Genomic DNA, 18473 nt, shown 5'->3' with positions numbered 1-18473 from the left:
ACCGGAGAACCTTGATTATCCAAGGCTTTTTCCGGGTTTTTGAGGTTATTTCCTGGACCTGCTATCTGCAGCCGGCTGGGTCGAATCTTACAAATCGTCGAACCCGTTGTCGTCGCCGACTTTGCCGTAATTACGCGACTTAGCTTCGAAGAAATCGGTTTTGGTGGCGTTCAGCGCTTCGTCAGAGAAAGGCTTGATCCATGGCATGCAGTTGACGTCCACGCCTTTATAGGCTTTTTCCATGCCCATGAGGGTCAGGCGTTTGTTAGCGGTGTATTTGATATAATCGCTCAGCTCGTTCATGTCAATGCCGCGCACGTTGGTGAGTGTGTAGTGACCCCAGTTGGTTTCCAGCTCTACGGCGCGGTCGATGGTGCGGTACACGTAATCCATATTCTCCGGAGTGTTGAGCTCTGGGAAATCCGCGAGCAGCTGCTTGAACACTTCCGCGAAGAAGTAGCAATGCTGGTTCTCGTCGCGCTGGATGTAGGAGATCATCTGGCTCGTTGCCATCATCTTCTGGTCACGGGCCAGATTGTAGAAGAAAGCAAACGTGCTGTAGAAGAAAATGCCTTCCAGAATGAGATCGGCTACCAGCGCGCGGAAAAAGGTTTCTTTCGACGGCTCGTCGCGGAACTCCTGATAAATATCGGAGATGAACTGGTTGCGCTCCAGCAGGACCGGATCATGTTTCCAGTATTCGAAGATTTCCTTCTGCTCGCTGTCCGAAACGATGGAAGAGAGGACGTAGGAGTAGGATTGGTTGTGCACAACCTCCTGCTGCCCGATGATCGCGGAGATCGCCTCCAGGGAAGAGTCGGTAAAATACCGCTTTACGTCGCCCACAAACATGGTCTGCATGGAGTCCAGCACCGCGAGCAGGGAGATGTTGATCTTGAACACACGCTGTTCTTCAGCTTCAAGCATCGGGAACTGCTGGGCGTCCTTGGACATCGGAATTTCATCGGCGATCCAGTGGTTGAGCAGCAGCACCTTGTACAGCTTATACATATGCGGCATGCGGATATCGTTCCAGTTCAGAATACCCGAGCATTCCCCGTCAATGATGCGGGTAGACATATTCGGCGCTTCTGTATTAAAAATCTTTTGCAGTTGCATTTTGTTTCCCTCCTGTATTTTGTGCTCAAACTGTGGACGGGTTCCCGCCGACATGCCCTTTCGCCGGAAGCGGGCTTCCAAACGGAGAGGGGGAACTTCCTGGTTCCTGCGGGGGTAACGGGAAAGTCACCCGGTAATTTTGTATGAATGGTTCTATTTATTCTTATAGAGGGAATTCATGTCGCTATTATGGACTGTTTATCAAATAGAGCCCTTTTGTGAAAACTTAGCGGGCAGAATTCCCGTTCCTTCTGCGATTTTCAATCCAGGGGCACAGGTAGCGGCAGGAATTCCCGTTATTGATTAAAAATGGGTAAAAAATGGCATGCTGCGCATTGAACAAGGAAGAGGAAGCCTGAATTGGTCAACCGCCAATCTTGATATTGGGACATCGTTCGCGCAGCTAACTGGTGAATGCTTACTTTAAAAACCAGCGCTTAGTCACGGAGAGGAAGTTTGGAATTGGAGGAGCGTTAGCGTTCGCCTTTATACTCGGATTTCAACCGTAAATACGGTATTAATCAAGAAATCTGAGTATAACAGCGGCCGGAGGTCCAAACATTCCTCGCAGTGACGGTTATTGCGCTGGGTTTTAAAGTTGGAATGAAAGGCTTAGCTCGCGCAAGATTCACACTCTTCTATGGTTAATGCACGGCTCCGCACATAATACGTCGACTTGAGTCCGCCCTTCCAGGCGTTCAGATGCAGGTTCAGGAAATCGGTGGCCTTGATGTCCGGCGTCACGTACAGATTGAAGCTCTGGCCCTGATCGACGTGGCGCTGGCGGGCTGAGGCCATGCGAATAGACCAGTTCTGGTCAATCAAGAACGCCGTTTTGTAGTACCAAATTGTCTTCTCGGACAGATCGGGTGCCGGGTTGGCGATCTTGTAGGTTGTTTTCTCCTCGTAGGAGAGCAGCTCGTACAGAGGATCAATACTGGCTGTGGAGCCGGCGATGATCGAGGTCGAGCCGTTTGGAGCAATCGCGAACATCCAGGCATTACGTACGCCGTCTTTGGCTACTTCCTGCTGCAGCTCACGCCACTGCTCAGTTGTCACATATTTGCCTTCCTGCTCGCCGCTTGTATAACCGCGCGAGTCGAAGTAGGCTCCGGTATCCCAGTCGGAGCCGGCAAACTTCGGATAGCGGCCCTTCTCGCGGGCCAGCTCCATGCTGGAGCGTACCAACAGATAGTTGATGTGCTCATACAGGTGATTATTGTATTCCACGGCTTCGTCGGACTCCCAGCGGATGCCCTCCAGCGCCAGCAGGTGATGCAGGCCGAAGGTACCGAGGCCGACTGCACGGTATTGGCTGTTTGTGTACTGCGCTTGCAGCACTTCGATATTGTTAATGTCGATGACGTTGTCGAGCATGCGTACCTGAATCGGCACCAGCCGCTCCAGCACTCCGGCCGGGATGGCGCGTGCCAGGTGGATGGAGTTCAGGTTGCAGACTACGAAGTCGCCGGGAACCTTCGAGATGACGATCCGGGTCTGGCCGTCTTTGGTAACCAGCTCTTCACTCTCAATGACCGTTGGCGACTGGTTCTGCATAATTTCCGTGCACAGGTTGGAGGAGAAGACCATCCCCTGGTGCCGGTTCGGGTTGGAGCGGTTCACCGTATCGCGGTAGAACATGTAAGGTGTGCCGGTTTCCAGCTGTGATTTCATAATACGCTTCATAATGTCGATGGCCGGAACCGTAATGCGGGACAGCTCCAGATTGGCGGTAGCTTCGGCATATTTGTCGCGGAATGCGCCTTGGCCAAGCTTTTCGTCATAGAAATCCTCAAGGCCAAGTGCGCGGCCATTCGCATCTTTCCAGCCCATTACCTTCTTCACCTCATGTGGGCAGAAAAGGTTCCAGTGGCCGCGCGCTTCTACGGCCTCCATGAACAGATCCGGCAGGCAGACGCCGTGGAACACATCATGCGCGCGCATCCGCTCGTCGCCGTTGTTCAGCTTCAGGTCGAGGAAGGCGAGAATATCTTTATGGAAGACGTCGAGATAAACGGCAACCGCACCCTTGCGGGTACCCAATTGGTCGACGCTGACGGCGGTATTGTTCAACTGGCGGATCCATGGGATAACGCCGGAGCTGGTGTTCTTGTGGCCGCGGATATCGGAGCCGCGGGCCCGCACCTTGCCGAGGTAGACGCCGATGCCGCCGCCCATTTTGCTCAGCCGGGCTACGTCGGTGTTGGAGTCGAAGATACCTTCGAGCGAGTCGTCGACGGTGTCGATGAAGCAGCTGGAGAGCTGTCCGGCAACCTTTTTACCAGCGTTGGACATCGTTGGCGTTGCAGCAGTCATGTAGATGTTGCTCATCGCCCAGTAGGCTTCTTTGACCAGATCCAGACGTTTCTCTTCCGGCTCTGTGTGCATGAGGAACATAGCGATAATCATATAACGCTCCTGCGGAAGCTCCATCACACGCCCGTCAAAGTCATGGGCCAGGTAACGGTCGGACAGGGTAAGCAAGCCGATGTAATCGAACAGCAGGTCGCGTGTATAATCAATGCAGCTGCCAAGCTCGGCAATCTGTTCTTTGGTGTAGTGGGTCAGAAGCTCTTCACGGTAGATGCCCTTCTTCACCAGATCGGAAATCAGCGGGTACAATTCGCCGTATGGCTCATCCGGGTATGCTTTATAGCGGCGGTTAACTGCGGCTTTTTTGTATAGGGTCGTCAAAAGCGAGCGGGCAGCAGCGAACTTCCAGTCCGGTTCTTCTTTGGTTACGAGCTCAAGGGCGCTCATGGTGAAGGCGCTGCTGATTTCTTCTCCGCTGACCTCACTCCGGCGAAGCTTGGACTGCACCCCGCGCAGCAAGGTTTCTTTGCTTAATTGCTCAAGGCCGTTCAGGATACGGTCGGCGTAAACGGAGAGGCGGATTTGATCAAAAGCCAATTGGCGGTTGTCGGGTTTCACTACGAGTTCTGGCATAGGGGATTCATCCTTTCGTATTTGGGTTTAATTTTCAATATTAAAAATTGATATATTATAGCGCAGAAAGCGGCCAGGAAATGGCGGCTCAGCCGACATTTCAAAGCGCGTGCTTTCGAAACAGGCGATAGATCGTATCGCGTGCTAGAATCCGAGTCTGCGGAAAACAGAAGCTTAAAGTATACCATGAAATTTATATTTCCAAGAAGCTAAAGTACAGCAGGCTGCCAATGGATGATTTCCTTGCCGGCAAGGCTGGCCGGAATGTCGATAATCCGCTGGTTGCTGCTTCCCCGGTAGGGAAGGGTAGTATCTTTTAGCTCTTCTACAAATCGTCCGTCAATCACTACATGGCACAAGGCCAGCAGATTCCATTCCGGCGAGCCAGGAGAAGCCGTTAGCTCTTCATACGTATAACCGGTATAAATCCAAATTGAGAAATCCGGCAGCACGGCGCGAAGCTCATGGATAAAGCCCGCAGCCTCTTCTGCCGAGAAAAAAGGGTCCCCGCCGGCCAGCGTCAGGCCGTCCAACAGCGGATTAGCGGCAATTTCAGCAATAATCTCACGCTGCCGCTCCAGGGTGAACACTTCACCGAAATTGAAATTCCACGTTTTCGGATTGAAGCAGCCCGGGCAGCGGTGGCGGCAGCCGCTGAGGAAGAGGACGGCCCGCATGCCCTCTCCCTCATTAATTGATTCCGGGTAGTAACCGCAAATATTCATAGATGCTTGATGCGGTCTCTTACTTCAGCCTGCTTGGCGGCGTTGAAGCGGGTCTGGTAGTCGCCGGTCAAATATCCGGTTACCCGGCGCAGGCGGCGGATATGGGTGTCATGCTCATGCGCACCGCAGGAAGGGCAGTTCGTGCCGATAACCCCTTCATAGCCGCAGCCGGAGCAGCGGTCAATCGGGTGGTTAATGCTGAAATAGCTGATTTCCTGCTCCAGCGCGTAGCGGATGATTTTGACAAAAGCCGCCGGGTTGCTGCGGGCATTGCCGTTCAGTTCCACATAGGAAATGGCTCCGGCGTTGCAGTACTCATGGAAAGGGGCCTCAAGGCTAATCTTCTTGGCCGCGCTGATCTCGTAATACACCGGAATGTGGAAGGAGTTCGTATAATATTCGCGGTCGGTTACGCCGGGAATTGAGCCAAGCACCTTGTGGTCCACCTTGGTGAATTTGCCGGACAAGCCTTCGGCAGGTGTTGCAAACAGCGTGATGTTAAGATCAAGTTCTTCGCTCTTGCGGTCGCAGTACTCACGCATATGGCGGACAACGGCGAGCGCTTTGGCATGGACCTCCATGTCCTCGCCATGATGTTTGCCGTACATGGCCTTCATGCACTCCGCCATACCGATGAAGCCGAGCGACAGACTGCCGTGCTTCAGCAGATCGCCTACGCTGTCCTCTGGAGCAAGCTGTTCGCCGCCTTCCCAGACGCCTTCGCGCATCATGAAATCGGAGGCTTTGGCTTTTTGGGCCGCCTGGATCCGGAAACGGTGCAGCAGGCCCTCCAGCGCAATATCCATATAATGATTCAGGTCGTCGTAGAAGCCTTCCTCGTCGGGAGCAAGACGGCGGCCTGTCACAGTGCCGTGAGCGAGGCCTAGACGGACCAGATTAAGGGTGTTGAAGGACAGATTGCCTTTGCCTGAGCAGTGATCGCGTCCGAAACGGTCACCCAGTACCCGGGTGCGGCAGCCCATCGTAGCAAATTCAGTGTCCGGGTCAGCTGGATCATAGTACTGCATATTGAGCGGAGCATCCAGATTGGCAAAGTTCGGATACAGTCTGCGTGCGGAACATTCGGCTGCTTTAAGGAACAGCTCATAGTTCGGATCGCCCTGCTTCTGGTTGACGCCTTGCTTGCATTTGAAGATTTGGATCGGAAACACCGGTGTTTCTCCGCTGCCGAGGCCGTTCATGGTGGCAGTCAGCAGGGAACTGATCACAAGCTGGCCTTCGGGGGAGGTACAGGTGCCATAGTTGATGCTGGTAAAAGGAATCTGTCCGCCGGAACGGCTGGACATCGTATTGAGATTATGTATCATACTCTCTGCTGCCTGTAGTGTTTCGCTTTCGGTCTCTTTCTGCGCAAAGCGGAAGGCGCGCGGATACTGCTCCGCCAGATCGCTGCGGCTCATCGTGATTTCGCCGAGGTGATCACCGGCTTGTCCTTCTTCAAAGTATTCCAGTCCCTTGCGGAACAGCTTGGCGAAGGATTTGGTCACGTACGGGGCAAGATCGTAATCCAGTTTATTGGCGGATACGCCGCCGTACTGGGCATTTTGCTGGGATTGGAAAATAATCGCAACCAGCGACATTGCGGTCATAATCGAGTTCGGAGGACGGACACTGCCGTTGCCGGTATTGAAGCCTTCGCGGAGAAGGCGCTCAAACGGGATGAAGATGCAGTTGGTCGTTCCGATGGCATATTGATCCAGATCGTGGACGTACACGACATTATCCTGAATAGCCTGCACGAGCTGTGGCGGCATCGTGAAGTTGCGGGCATACCACTTGGAATATTCACTGCCGAATTTGCTCATTTTGCCGGAGAAGCTTTCTCCGTTCAAATTGGCATTCTCGCGCAGCAGATCCAAATCCCGGCTGTCGATAATATCCCGTCCCAAATGAATAACTTCCTCCAAAAGAACTTCCTGTGCAGCTTGTCCACCGTTGTACCGTTTCTCCAGCAGCGTCATTGTCTAGCTCTCTCCCCTCGGTATAGTAAGAACGAAGTATATACTTCCTGATAGCAGTAAAAAAGCATCTCCCGCCGAGGAGGCGGGAAATGCCCGAATGCGTACGAAATATCCTTAAAGGATATTTGCCGGTTGTCTTGATGAACATACAAGCAGGGGACAGGGGTAATCTCTGTCCTGTTCTTATATATTCCGCAGAAGCCGATACCTGAGGGCGATAACGGTTTATCGCCTTCAGGTATCGGCAGCCTTGGCTCCTTAAAACACGGGAAGGCTATGTCTGCTTGTGCAGGCCGCATTGCGGACACCTCACCTGGTCCTCGCAGGCATGAATGATGGTGTCGGCGAAACAGGCAGGTCTCCTGGCTTCCGGTGAATCTTCCGGCGCCTTCCCGAGAGCTTTACCGCCCCTCAGTGGCTATTGCCGGTAGACGCTGCTTCGCGGGCTTCAGAAAGCCTGCAGGCATCCGGTTACAGTGGCGGGACCACAGCGGATTTGCACCGCGTTTCCCTATTAAGCTTCAGCTCGCTTGAAAGAGCGAAACACCTGTTTCCACTATATTTTGTTGTCGTTAGATAAAAATAACCCAATATGTTGTGTTTGTAAACCATTTTTTGAAACTCCGCGCGGGGAGCGGGTTCTGCGGTTTTACTCACAAATGATCCACAGTTAGTCCACAGGTAATCCACAAGCCGGGTGCAAAAAGTGTCTGGATAAAGTCATAAATTGTCTTAAAAGATGCCACAAAGACTCCATAAATATAGTGAGCGTGACACTGGAATGCCTAACGGAGAAATACGGGGGGGCGAAGGGTTACGGATGGTGTTAAATGGTGCAACAATCCTCGCGGCGGTTTGTGAGTGTGCGGCGGAGTTGCTACAATAAGAACAGGCTGGAGACATGTATCAGGAGTTTTAGGTTTATGTCCGGAATGAGTTGACACGAGGAAGTTTTCATAAAGGGTTTTGCTTTACAGCATATTAAGGAGGGGTTCAGGATGGCAATTGGCGAAGTTACCGTAATTCCGATCGGCACAGGCAGCACGAGCCTTAGCAGCTATGTGGCCGATATGCAGCGTGTGCTCAGGGGAGTGGAAGGGATCACTTATGAGCTTACATCCATGGGGACGATTATCGAAGGACCGATCCCGCGGATTCTGGCTGCCGTAGAAGCGCTGCATGAGTCTCCTTTCGCTGCCGGGGCGCAGCGGGTATCCACGTCGCTGAAGATTGATGACCGCCGCGACAAGCCGTCTACAAGCCGCAGCAAGCTGCAATCCGTTGAACGCAAGCTGCAGGAGAATTGAAGCCCGGATATTGTGAAAAAAGGTTGCGTTTTTGGCTGAAAGTTGTATAATATTTTTGTTTGACAGAAAAAATGCTTTAAGCTGGTGTAGCTCAGGGGTAGAGCAACGCACTCGTAATGCGTAGGCCGGGGGTTCAATTCCCTTCACCAGCATCCTTAGCAACTCAATCATGGCGCGGCTTTCCGGAATTTCGGAGGCTGCGCTTTTTTTAATTCTTCTACCCTTTATTCAAGTAAAGTGATTTCCGGGGTTGATTCTTCTACCAAAAGCAGGTCTTTTCCGCTTGTGATTAAGTCACCAATACCCCGGAGGATTGTAGATTTAATCATCTTGCCCTATATGTTCATGTGGAGTAAGCCCTGTTTCAGAAGCTGCTCTTTCCAACGTCAATCAGCTCATCCCGACGACAAACATACACAAATGTTGGAGGGAAGTTATAGGGCACAAACTCGATTTTCTCTATGATTAATTGTTCAGTGAATTTTTTTTTCATTTGAAGAGAGTATTGGTAAGCGATTAAAACCCCGCCTGGTTTGAGTGACCTAACAATCTGAGAAAGTATAGTTTCCTGCATTTCACTCGTGAAATTGAAAAATGGTAATCCGCAAATAATACAGTCTAACTGATTGATGCCTTCTTGATTTATTTTCTTTACAAGGTAGCTAGCGTTTGAATGAAAAATGAAGTGCGGATATTTTACTTTCAAGCTCTCCCTCATTTTTTTGTCTCTTTCAAACAAAAACACTTTTGCAGAATCAGTTAACTGTGCCTTGATGTAGCGTGTGATTGCACCTGTACCTGATCCAAGTTCTGCAACTGACTTAACCTCATTCCATGGTACAGACTGAACAATTTTAGCTGCCAGAAATCGCGAACTGGGCAGAATACTTCCAACTCGTTGCGGATTTTTGAGGAATCCTTGCAGAAAAAGCTGGTATTCGGGAATATTCATTTATTTACCCTCCAAGGTATAACATTTTCTGGCCCTTTAGAATTTTAACGAAAATTTCTGAGGGTTTTATGTGTATAGTTCTAAAGAAAATCTAAACGTACACCCTATCCCAATAGAAAGGCATGAAGAAACAGCTTTAACTCACAGTGTTAGCTAATGGAGCTATAGGCAATTTCAGTTGGAATGTAAATACATTGTTAACATGATTAAGCATTAAGGTGCCTCGATGTAACTCAGCAATATTCCTAGCGATGGAAAGACCCAGTCCTGCTCCAGTTTGGATACCTTCGCTACTTCTTGAATGGTCAACCTTATAAAAACGATCAAACAGTTTTTCCTCTTGATCTTGCGTAAGCGGAGTTCCTTTATTTTCGACCTCAATCGTAATTTGTTCATAATCCGTTTTCATTCGAATGCAAATTGTTCCCGGCTTTAAGGAATACTTTAAGGCGTTCATCAGAAGATTATCGATTGCTCTGGCAATTTTTTCACTGTCAATGACCATAATGATTGGGGAGTCACCGATCGTTTTTACAATTTGTACACCGTTTTCTTGAGCAATGGGTTCAAACTCAAAAAGCAATTGATCCAAAAGTTGAAATAGATCTATCCTTCTCAGATCTAAGCGGGAGTCGACCGAAGTGAGCCGGGTATATTCAAACAAGTCATCGAGCAATTTCTTCAAAAGAATAGCTTTGTTATATGTGTTTTGAACAAATCGCGTATATTCTTCTTTATCTTGAAATGAATTTGTTCTTAAAAGCTCAATATATCCGATAATACTTGTAAGAGGAGTACGCAAGTCATGTGAAATACCAGTGATCATCTCCATCTTTGATTTCTCTATTTCACGTTCATTTAAAATCTGCTGGTGCAAACGTTCTGTCATTCGATTAATGTTAAACGCGACACGCCCGAGCTCATCTTGTCGATCAATAGATACCCGATGGCTCAAATCACCTTCAGAAATAATTTGAAGTCCACGTTCCAAAGTGATTAAGTCTTTAACGATACCTCGTGTCAGAACTAAAAAAGTAAAAATAAATATAAAAATATACAAAGGGGTAAGAGAATAAGGGAAAAATTGTACAAACCAATCCCATTGCATTCCGGTTCCAACCTTTATGAATAATAAAATGAACAAATTATTTATAGCAACAGCAATAATTAAACTTAGCAGCATTCTGATTAAAATGCTGACCTGAATTTTTTTTTTACCTTTTGGCTTTTGTTGTTCAGTCAATTTTATAGCCAACTCCCCACACAGTTTTAATGTACTGAGGATTTCTTGGGAATTCCTCTAATTTATCCCGCAAATTCCCAATGTGAACCATCACGGTATTATCAGAATATCTATATGGTTCTTTCCACACACTTTCGTATATGTTATCCGCACTATATACCTGTCCAGGGTGGCTAGCTAACAGCACCAGAATAGCAAACTCCAAAGGGGTCAACGAAATTTCGTTTCCTTTTAATTTCACGGAATGTTTAATTTTATCTATCACAAGGTCTTTAATAAGAATAAGAGAATTTGATTCTTCTTTTCCAATTAATGATTGACGCCGTAGCTGAGCTTTTACACGAGCGAGTAATTCTAACGGATTAAAAGGTTTGATCATGTAATCATCAGCCCCGGTAGTCAGACCTGTGATTTTATCAATATCTTCTTCCTTGGCTGAAAGCATGATAATCGGAGTATTCGATATTTCCCTTATTTTAAGGCATGCTTTGATCCCATCCATTCGTGGCATCATCACATCTAGGATAACCAGTTGAATAGATGTTGTTTTTATTGCATTCAGCGCTTCTTCGCCATCGGCTGCTTCAATTACATGGTATCCTTCATTGCGTAAATAGACATGAATGACATCTCGGATCTCAACATCATCATCTACAATAAGAACTGTATTCATTACCGAATGCTCCTTCTTTTTTTGACTTGGTAGAATGAAGGTACACGCTGTATAACCAAATTGTTCAATGGAATGAGTTTAAGTGTCATAATTCATTTAAGTTGTTTCCCTTTTTCGGCAGATGTAAACGAAAGCGGGAGGGATATTTAGAGGCACGAAATTAATTTTTTCAATGATAAATTTATCGGAAAGCTGCTTTTTCATTTGAAGTGAATATTGAAATGCGATAAACAGTCCTCCAGGTTTGAGTGCTTGATAGATCTGTTCGACCAAGGTATCTCTCAAATCACGCTCAAAATTAAAAAAAGGTAAACCGCTAAAAATACAATCCAGTTGATTAATATTTTCTTGCTTCATAGTTTCTACTAAGTGAGCTGCGTTGGAATGACAAGAGAATGCTGGATAGTCTGTCTGTAAATTATTCCTCATGTTCTCATCCATCTCAAACAATAACACTTTCATTGTTTCACTCACCTGGGTATGGATTAAACGGGTGATAGCACCTGTACCCGACCCGAGCTCCGCGACTGCTTTAACCTCGTGCCATGGCGCATGTTTAACCATATTAGCCGCGAGAAACCGAGAGCTCGGTATAACACTTCCTACTCTTTTCGGGTTATGAATAAAGCTTCGTAAAAATATAATATATTCATTGGAATCCAACTGATTTTCCTCCATTAACTGTAAATTAATTGTATGAATACGGATGGACATAGGAAGCGATTAGAAGTGAAATATATGATGACCAAAATACTTACCAACAGTAAAAAACGCTATTGTCCAAAATAAAGCACTGGAATATGAAATAAGGGCGAATTTTTTAAAATGTGCGCCGCTTAGTCCGATTAATAGAGGAAGAATGTATCGGATGATTGGAAAGAAAATACCGATACTCATGGCCCAATCCCCTCTTTTTTTCAAAATCATTTCTGCCTTTTGGAAGTAGCTATTATTATGGAATCTGTTTTTCAATTTTTTCCCGAATAATTTCCCCGCAAAGTAAGATAGCGTAATAGAAGTTAATAATCCTGATAAAATACAGAAGTATGTCATCCACGAGTTTAAAACACCATTGTGGCTTAGAATGGCTCCAGTGAGGATCGTAATTTCATTTGGGACAGGGATTCCAAAGGGACCTAAGAAGAAGGCCAAATAAAAAAACAGATAGCCGTACTGGTTGATGAGCTCAAAGATCGTATTACTGACCACATTTCACCTCCTTGTCTTGTTTTGATATAGAAATAGTAATGAAAAATATTAAGGAATTACCGAGTATATTTCTAAAGGAAATATAAAGGACGCTATTGTTGGCTTTTTTGTACGAATAATATGGCAGTGCCTGCTAATCGGAAACACAGCTCGCCGACCAGAATACCCCCAACAATATCCGCCAATACATGTTGTTTCACCAGCACAGTAGACACAATAATAAGAATGGACATTGTGGCAGTAAACAACCAAACCATTCGCCCAAATACGCTTGTTCCTCGAAGCATCAGAAAACTGGTTAAAACGTGAATACTCGGAAAACAGTTGAATGGCTGATCATGACTGTACACATACGAAATTAGACGGTGGATAAAGTCTGTCTCAGTCAGTACCTCTGGGCGTTGAACAGTTGTTTGAAACAGGGCGTAGACGATATAAGATAGGATCAGGCCGCTACAAAGCGCAATTAGCGTTTGATAATAGATTCCCCTGTTCCTAAACGCAAGTACAATTAGTACTGCAGTAACGAACGGATACCATAATACATAAGGGATAATAAAAGAAGGGACAAAGGGCAATAGGAGATCTAGATTCGTTGCGAGGCTATACACATTTTCCCCAGGCCGGTTCAGTATGCCATAGAAAATATTTAATACAGGAATTGCTAAAAGCCATAACAGGGAAAGCCATACTGAATGGGAGGATTGTTTGCTAGGGTGGGTCAAGTTCTCAACTCCTAAATGGGTTTATCAATGAACCCAATAATAGAGTTAAAATTTAAAGAACTTTAGGGGTATTTTCTAAAGAAATCTTTAATATTGAGTGATTTAGCCATTAGAGGATTATCAGTGATCCGGTTGCAGAAGTTATGGTGCGTGGTGTGGACATACGGTAGTTCATTAACTGAGGCAGGTCCAGTTGCTGATTAAAGGGGATTATGTTTCATCTTATTATTCAGCCTCTAGCTTTTTCTTTTTCTCTTCTATAAGTTGCTTTACGGGATACAGTTCAAGATCTTTAACGCCCAGCCCGTGAAGTTGCTCAATAACAGTCTCTTTATCTTCAGCAAGAATTACTTTCCCGGTTGACACATCGAGAATGCCTTCCTCATGTTTTTGATCCAACGTAATACGCTTAAAGGCGATATATTTTTTATTCCAGCCCACTTCCTCTATAAAAGAATCGACCTTAACCGGGTCCTCATCCAGCTTACCCTTAATAAAATTTATCTCATCATTGCTCTGAAATAATCTGTAGTTACCAGTTAGAATTATAATGTTAGGCTCTCTATTATCTCTTGCGTCCTCTACAATCGTACATGATGAAGTTAGAGCTACTACACAAACCATGAATAAAATAGTCAATATTTTTTTCATCTTGTATGCCCCGCTTATTCTGAATGATTAAATATCACTCCAGGTCTTTGATTACCAAAATCCTAGTTATTTACTATAATAACAAAATTTTCGGGCAAGCGAAGTTATAGAGATCGCGAACAGTCGAATGGGTTCTTGGGGAATTCAGAATGTTCCTTTGTGAGGGTATCCACTCCGGCCTTGCATGTCCTCATCCCACCAGCCCAGAGCAAGAGGCTCTGGATCAGTGGGTACCTGGATTGATTTTTATCTTTGATCCTTGTGTTGGTAATCAATCACCATAGAATTGCCTGGATCAACAGCTAGGGTCATTGTCTCAATACCATATGGCGGATTATGCGGACCCACAAAAGTTTTGACCTTGACGGTTACGTTGAACAAGAACCCGCCCTTTTGTACACGTTCGATTTTTATGATCTCTGCATCATACAGTCCGTATTGCCGCGGAGAGCCAAAATATCCGTTTACTGCATTTTGGATCGCTGGATTTAGTGCAGTAAGTAGAGCGTCTTTGCATAATTGTTCCTTCTCTTCCGGATCGGCGCTAACGCCAGGGGTCAGTAAGAGGCTACACATCAGTAAAGTGACCATTGAGAATTTCTTCAAGAGCTAAGCGCTAGTCTGAATAAGCACACCCATTAAAACTTTCAGGTCCGACACGGTTAACGTTTACAGTGCTGTTCACAAATAAGGAATAGATGATCTCATCTGCTGGAGCGGGATTGTAGTCAGAGCCTATTAAGTAAAGTGGGAACAAATTAGTAGGTGTTGTTGCACCGGGATTTAATTGAAGCCGGTTTGAAGCAACTATGGGATCAGTAGCTGCACTCCCCCTAACCACAAACAGGTTTAACGTGATAAATCCTCCTGAAAACACAAAAAAAGTTGCGACGCCATTGAACTGTACCCTAATAGGGCCCTGAGATCCGGCAGTGGTTAATCCAATCTGGCCAATTAATACATTTTGGTTTGCTGTCAATCCTGCGCCATTCATGCTGCCGGCAATGCTAGCGTTTTGAGAAGTCCGAGCATCGAGTAAACGTGTCATATATCTAGCCTCCCATAGTTTTTGAGATATGGTATGCAGCTATTCCAAGGAGTTCGTCCGCAGGGAGGCAATCATTTAGAGACGGCTGGCCGCCAAGAGTTGTAATACATGCTTCACTAGCTTGTCTCATTGGGAACTGCGGGATTATGGCGGTCAGGATGAATGAGTAAACGGATTCCAGAGGGGACCACAATATGTAGAGATTGCACAGCGGGGATATCGGTTACACGACAACAGTTATTTTGAGGGGCTGGCATAGGAGAAGGGAGGGGAATTCCCTCCCTCCTGTCATTAAATAAAAAACGGGAGTAAGAACAAAGCAGTAATGGCGCCAAAAGGGACCCGTCTCTGGATAAAGCGGCGTCTGGGGAAAAAACCTGGATGGAACCCGAATTGTCTGTAGGTAGAGTTTTGCGCAGGCATACCCTGAAACATCTCGTTTGTGGGAATAGCAAGAGTAACGAAATCCTGGTCTACATGGGCAATAAACCCATCATGAGACTGACCATCCGTAGTAGTTACACCAACGTACTTATTCATGCAACTCCAAGCGACTTGTTGATAATTATTTGCTTCCATAAAATAATACCTCCTCAGATTATACATCCTGACAACAGTCTATGGACTATAACCTAAATTGTTGACGGCGAATGCCCAATAATAATTGTTTGGATGTATTACATTCGTAAGGAGGGAATGTTCATTGATTTTCTTCTTTGAAATTAACGATAATGTCACTCAATTGTTTAGGGTTTACAACCTTATGAGAGAACTCTACTGATCCATCCACACCAATAATTCCATATTCTCCTTCATCATAGGGGAATATTCTATCTTCAAAGTAGATGAGCCTAGACGTTAATTTTGGTTGCTCCCCCCAGAGAGTATCTATGCCTGTACCCAAAAATTTAGCCAAAGGACTAGATGAGTTTTCCTGAGTCTTAGCCGACATCTGACCTTCCCAAACAAGGCTCATGTATCCATTCTTTAACTCGTAATAATAAACGCTATCGCTGTGTATGAAATACAACTTAGAATAGTCATTTTCAGTGTAAATAAAACTAGTCATAGGGCCTTCCGGATGCACAGTGGAATAGTAAAATTGAACCCGCGGCAAACCAATGACGGCTAACCTTGCTTTAGCCAAATCGCCGCTGTTCAATTTTTTCTGAATGTCCGGATTTGGAGAAATAATCACAATACCATTATTCTTCGAATCCCAATGAACAAGCGTTCCGAAACTTCCGCTCATGAACCGTAACGGGACATAAACGGTGTTTTTCTCAACAAGAGGCGGCGTATCTAATTCTAGTTTTTTCTCATTCATCCTCGCAATACCACTGCCGACGGCAAGGCTCAATGTATCCGAAGTATTAGGGTTAACAATCAAAACCGTTTTGGATTTGCTGTTCCAGGTCACCTTATAACCCAAAGACTGCGCAGTGCGAATAGGAACATAACTCACGTTCTTTCTAACCAATGGAGAAGGGAACTCATCCTGTATTACCCCGTTTACATTTAGTTTTAGGGGGTTAGCAGCATTCGCTGTACCGCCGATTGAAAAGATAAACAATACAGTAAAAAACAAAAATAATGTTTTTTTCAAGTTAATCCATCCTTTTCTTTTTTTTATTTAGACTTACTGATTTGGAAAAAGTTGCAGCATCAAGCAAAGCCGGAGCTTTAACCTTGGAATAGGCAGCCAGCCATCTGCCGTTTCTTCTACCGTCGAGAGAAACTTTACAAAACTTTATTGAACCTTATAATGAGAAGTGAAGCGCCGCAAAGATCATACAGAACCTAATTGAACCTTATAGATAGGTGTGGGTTACGCTCATAATGCTTAAGCCGGGGGCAATTTCCTTCACCAGCATCTTAAAAAAACTATATGCGGCGCGGTTTTCCGGATTCCCGGTGGGCTGCGCCTTTCCTTTGTTGCAGAGAGGGGGCAGGATGTTATGCGATGCCTGACTATACGGCAGCCTTGGGCCACGCTCATTGCTCTTGGTGAAAAATCATTCGAGACCCGTTCCTGGAGAACGGCTTACCGGGGTGAAATCGCCATTCATGCCGGTTTGAAGATTGATAAGGAAGTATGCTTACGGGAGCCTTTCCAATCGGTGCTCGCCCGTCATGGTCTTACAGCGGACAATTTGCCTGCCGGAGCGATTATAGCGACAGGATCGCTGATAAACTGTTATGAAGTTACAGCTGGTATGGCTGAAGAAGGCTGGCCCTACGGCAGCGAATATATCTTTGGAGATTATAGGGAGGGCCGGTTTGCCTGGGAATTGACGGGGGTCACTCCGCTGGAGGACAACATTCCGGCTAAGGGCCGACTGGGCTTCTGGGAGCATCCTGTTCCGCAAAGAAAGCGGTGAAGCGCTTATGGAATTTCAGATCGGCAAGTCTAATTGGATAGACGGAAAATGTTATGACGGTACCGGCGGTTCGGTGGAATACAGGTATGAATGGGCTCAGGAAGGAGCGTATGCATAGGAAATGGGCAGTCTTCTTATTGCGTGGCTTTGCATGTTATGTTTATTTCTTACGTTTAAGGATAAGGTAAGCCGGAGAATTCTATATCCCGTGGCGCTGGTCGTTATTTTCGGCACATTGGGCTATTGGAAGGTTTTAATGTAATTTATAGCGGGTACTTTACAGGTCTTGCCGACTCCCATGGCAAGGCCTGTTTTTTATTCTTCAACGCACCAAAGGCTACAGGCTTGCTTGAGGGCCGGATTTGATTTTGTACTGTTCCTCATAGCTGTGGTAGCCGGAGATATCGAGTCCCAGGTATTTGCGCATATGGATAGCGGCCTGTGCAGCGATGACGTCATCCAGCAGCAGCATCCGTTCATGATATCCCCGGCATATAAATTTGGCCTCGATGCCGACCTGGAGCCGCTGCTGTTCATAGACCTTAACTCCGCGTTTCCTCATTTCGGCGCGCACATCCCTCAGATCGGCAGTGGCTGCATTCGCAGCAGTACGGAGAACATCCATGTATGGAGCGGGGGTCCGCAGTTGTGTCGACATAATGGCTGAATCCCGTTCAAAGGCTGATAAAATCAGCGGAAGCAATATATAGGATTTGACCAGTGTATTATCGTTACTCTCCGCTCTATGCATAAATTCAATCACCTCTAATAAGAACGTATATTCGTATTTTAACCGATTATTCAAAAATTAATCAATGGAATTTCTAAACAACTAAACAATGTGACATAATTCACAAAATAATTATAAGAATTATTTTATATTAAAATTGAAATAATAAATATTGAAAAATAAAGTTCATTAAAAAGGAGAATTGTGATGAATTATGAGGGAAGTCTCCGCCGCGGGTTGCTGTTCGGGTTGTTTTTAAGTGTTCCAATATGGATGTCCATGATCGGCTGGGTTCAGCTGTTATAAAATATACAAATTCTGAGTCCGGCTGTTGCCCGCTGACTTGTGTAAATTGAAAATGACCAAAAACTGCTGCCAAGTGCTGGCGACAGTTTTTTTGCCGTTTCGCCATGGGTTGAAAAGTGGTTCGAATATACTAATTTTTAATATTGAAAATTTGTTTTATGTGATCGGTGAATACAACGAAACCCTTAGGTGAAGCGGGATTGAGGATTTTTGCAGAGAATCTATCGAAAAAATAAGGAATAGATTGACAAACGAGAGGGTGAAGAGATAGACTAATCCTAGTCCGAAAGTAACAAAAGTCATAGACTACATAGAAAACAACTGTTACCAACTTCTCATGTATAATCGCAAACCGTTCGAAAGAGCGGGACGCAAAGTCAGGAATCTACAGCACTCTAAAGGTGCCATGATCGTCCGGCCGCCATGAAGCTAACCCTTCTTGGCGGTCTTTTTGTTGTTATGGGCCAATCTGTGCA

At 46.0% G+C, this 18473-nt stretch carries 18 protein-coding genes, 1 tRNA gene and 2 riboswitches; of the genes, 3 read left to right on the top strand and 16 right to left on the bottom strand.

Annotation, left to right across the window (positions count from 1 at the left end; all coding sequences use genetic code 11):
* Positions 1 to 87: 87 nt before the first annotated feature.
* The 4 genes from ACQ76X_RS09470 to ACQ76X_RS09455 all read right to left on the bottom strand — a co-directional run bounded on the left by ACQ76X_RS09470 (position 88) and on the right by ACQ76X_RS09455 (position 6772).
* Positions 88 to 1119, bottom strand: coding sequence for a ribonucleotide-diphosphate reductase subunit beta (locus ACQ76X_RS09470; protein ID WP_076113857.1), 1032 nt, complete (start codon positions 1117 to 1119; stop codon positions 88 to 90).
* Between the two features lie 612 nt (positions 1120 to 1731).
* Positions 1732 to 4065: a ribonucleoside-diphosphate reductase subunit alpha gene (locus tag ACQ76X_RS09465; protein ID WP_438493256.1), complete on the bottom strand. Its 2334-nt coding sequence runs from the start codon at positions 4063 to 4065 to the stop codon at positions 1732 to 1734.
* A 209-nt stretch (positions 4066 to 4274) separates the two neighbouring features.
* Positions 4275 to 4790: an anaerobic ribonucleoside-triphosphate reductase activating protein gene (nrdG, locus tag ACQ76X_RS09460; protein ID WP_038585284.1), complete on the bottom strand. Its 516-nt coding sequence runs from the start codon at positions 4788 to 4790 to the stop codon at positions 4275 to 4277.
* Positions 4787 to 6772, bottom strand: a complete 1986-nt coding sequence (locus tag ACQ76X_RS09455; protein ID WP_438493254.1) for an anaerobic ribonucleoside triphosphate reductase — start codon at positions 6770 to 6772, stop codon at positions 4787 to 4789. Before ACQ76X_RS09455 ends, nrdG begins: the two co-directional genes overlap by 4 nt.
* A gap of 335 nt (positions 6773 to 7107) precedes the next feature.
* Positions 7108 to 7338, bottom strand: a riboswitch (cobalamin riboswitch).
* 432 nt (positions 7339 to 7770) lie between these two features.
* Between ACQ76X_RS09455 and ACQ76X_RS09450 the strand changes: the two genes are divergently transcribed.
* On the top strand, positions 7771 to 8079 hold the full coding sequence (locus ACQ76X_RS09450; RefSeq protein ID WP_341089485.1) for an MTH1187 family thiamine-binding protein: 309 nt from the start codon (positions 7771 to 7773) through the stop codon (positions 8077 to 8079).
* 80 nt (positions 8080 to 8159) lie between these two features.
* Positions 8160 to 8231, top strand: a tRNA-Thr gene (locus ACQ76X_RS09445).
* 212 nt (positions 8232 to 8443) lie between these two features.
* On the opposite strand, the gene ACQ76X_RS09440 is transcribed toward ACQ76X_RS09445, so the two are convergent.
* The 11 genes from ACQ76X_RS09440 to ACQ76X_RS09390 all read right to left on the bottom strand — a co-directional run bounded on the left by ACQ76X_RS09440 (position 8444) and on the right by ACQ76X_RS09390 (position 16186).
* Positions 8444 to 9031 carry a class I SAM-dependent methyltransferase gene (locus ACQ76X_RS09440; RefSeq protein WP_438493252.1) on the bottom strand — a complete coding sequence of 196 codons (588 nt, stop codon included), beginning with the start codon at positions 9029 to 9031 and terminating at the stop codon, positions 8444 to 8446.
* Between the two features lie 136 nt (positions 9032 to 9167).
* Positions 9168 to 10214 carry a sensor histidine kinase gene (locus ACQ76X_RS09435; protein ID WP_438493527.1) on the bottom strand — a complete coding sequence of 349 codons (1047 nt, stop codon included), beginning with the start codon at positions 10212 to 10214 and terminating at the stop codon, positions 9168 to 9170.
* Positions 10215 to 10266: 52 nt separating this feature from the next.
* Complete coding sequence (locus ACQ76X_RS09430; RefSeq protein ID WP_438493251.1) at positions 10267 to 10947, bottom strand: response regulator; 681 nt, start codon at positions 10945 to 10947, stop codon at positions 10267 to 10269.
* A 96-nt stretch (positions 10948 to 11043) separates the two neighbouring features.
* On the bottom strand, positions 11044 to 11625 hold the full coding sequence (locus tag ACQ76X_RS09425) for a class I SAM-dependent methyltransferase (protein WP_438493249.1): 582 nt from the start codon (positions 11623 to 11625) through the stop codon (positions 11044 to 11046).
* 45 nt (positions 11626 to 11670) lie between these two features.
* Complete coding sequence (locus ACQ76X_RS09420; protein WP_438493247.1) at positions 11671 to 12156, bottom strand: DedA family protein; 486 nt, start codon at positions 12154 to 12156, stop codon at positions 11671 to 11673.
* 92 nt (positions 12157 to 12248) lie between these two features.
* Positions 12249 to 12767: a phosphatase PAP2 family protein gene (locus tag ACQ76X_RS09415; RefSeq protein ID WP_438493525.1), complete on the bottom strand. Its 519-nt coding sequence runs from the start codon at positions 12765 to 12767 to the stop codon at positions 12249 to 12251.
* A 339-nt stretch (positions 12768 to 13106) separates the two neighbouring features.
* A complete protein-coding gene (locus ACQ76X_RS09410; RefSeq protein WP_438493245.1) occupies positions 13107 to 13532 on the bottom strand; it encodes a hypothetical protein in 426 nt (141 codons plus the stop codon).
* 246 nt (positions 13533 to 13778) lie between these two features.
* Positions 13779 to 14123, bottom strand: coding sequence for a DUF3888 domain-containing protein (locus ACQ76X_RS09405; protein WP_438493243.1), 345 nt, complete (start codon positions 14121 to 14123; stop codon positions 13779 to 13781).
* Positions 14124 to 14148: 25 nt separating this feature from the next.
* Complete coding sequence (locus tag ACQ76X_RS09400) at positions 14149 to 14580, bottom strand: hypothetical protein (RefSeq protein ID WP_038585295.1); 432 nt, start codon at positions 14578 to 14580, stop codon at positions 14149 to 14151.
* A 291-nt stretch (positions 14581 to 14871) separates the two neighbouring features.
* Positions 14872 to 15159 (bottom strand): phosphatidylinositol kinase, encoded by a 288-nt coding sequence (locus tag ACQ76X_RS09395; protein WP_438493241.1) that lies wholly within the window; start codon positions 15157 to 15159, stop codon positions 14872 to 14874.
* A 121-nt stretch (positions 15160 to 15280) separates the two neighbouring features.
* Positions 15281 to 16186 carry a copper amine oxidase N-terminal domain-containing protein gene (locus ACQ76X_RS09390; protein ID WP_438493239.1) on the bottom strand — a complete coding sequence of 302 codons (906 nt, stop codon included), beginning with the start codon at positions 16184 to 16186 and terminating at the stop codon, positions 15281 to 15283.
* Between the two features lie 352 nt (positions 16187 to 16538).
* Here ACQ76X_RS09390 and ACQ76X_RS09385 point away from each other — a divergent pair, with 352 nt between their 5' ends.
* Positions 16539 to 16961 carry an ASCH domain-containing protein gene (locus tag ACQ76X_RS09385; protein ID WP_438493237.1) on the top strand — a complete coding sequence of 141 codons (423 nt, stop codon included), beginning with the start codon at positions 16539 to 16541 and terminating at the stop codon, positions 16959 to 16961.
* 337 nt (positions 16962 to 17298) lie between these two features.
* Here ACQ76X_RS09385 and ACQ76X_RS09380 read toward each other — a convergent pair whose 3' ends face one another.
* Positions 17299 to 17712 carry a hypothetical protein gene (locus ACQ76X_RS09380; protein WP_341119412.1) on the bottom strand — a complete coding sequence of 138 codons (414 nt, stop codon included), beginning with the start codon at positions 17710 to 17712 and terminating at the stop codon, positions 17299 to 17301.
* A gap of 621 nt (positions 17713 to 18333) precedes the next feature.
* Positions 18334 to 18423: riboswitch (cyclic di-GMP riboswitch) on the top strand.
* The last annotated feature ends 50 nt before the right edge of the window (positions 18424 to 18473 follow it).

The organism is Paenibacillus sp. IHBB 3054, from assembly GCF_051594305.1.
Lineage (GTDB): Bacteria > Bacillota > Bacilli > Paenibacillales > Paenibacillaceae > Paenibacillus_AQ.
This window is presented reverse-complemented; position numbering and strand designations above follow the sequence as displayed.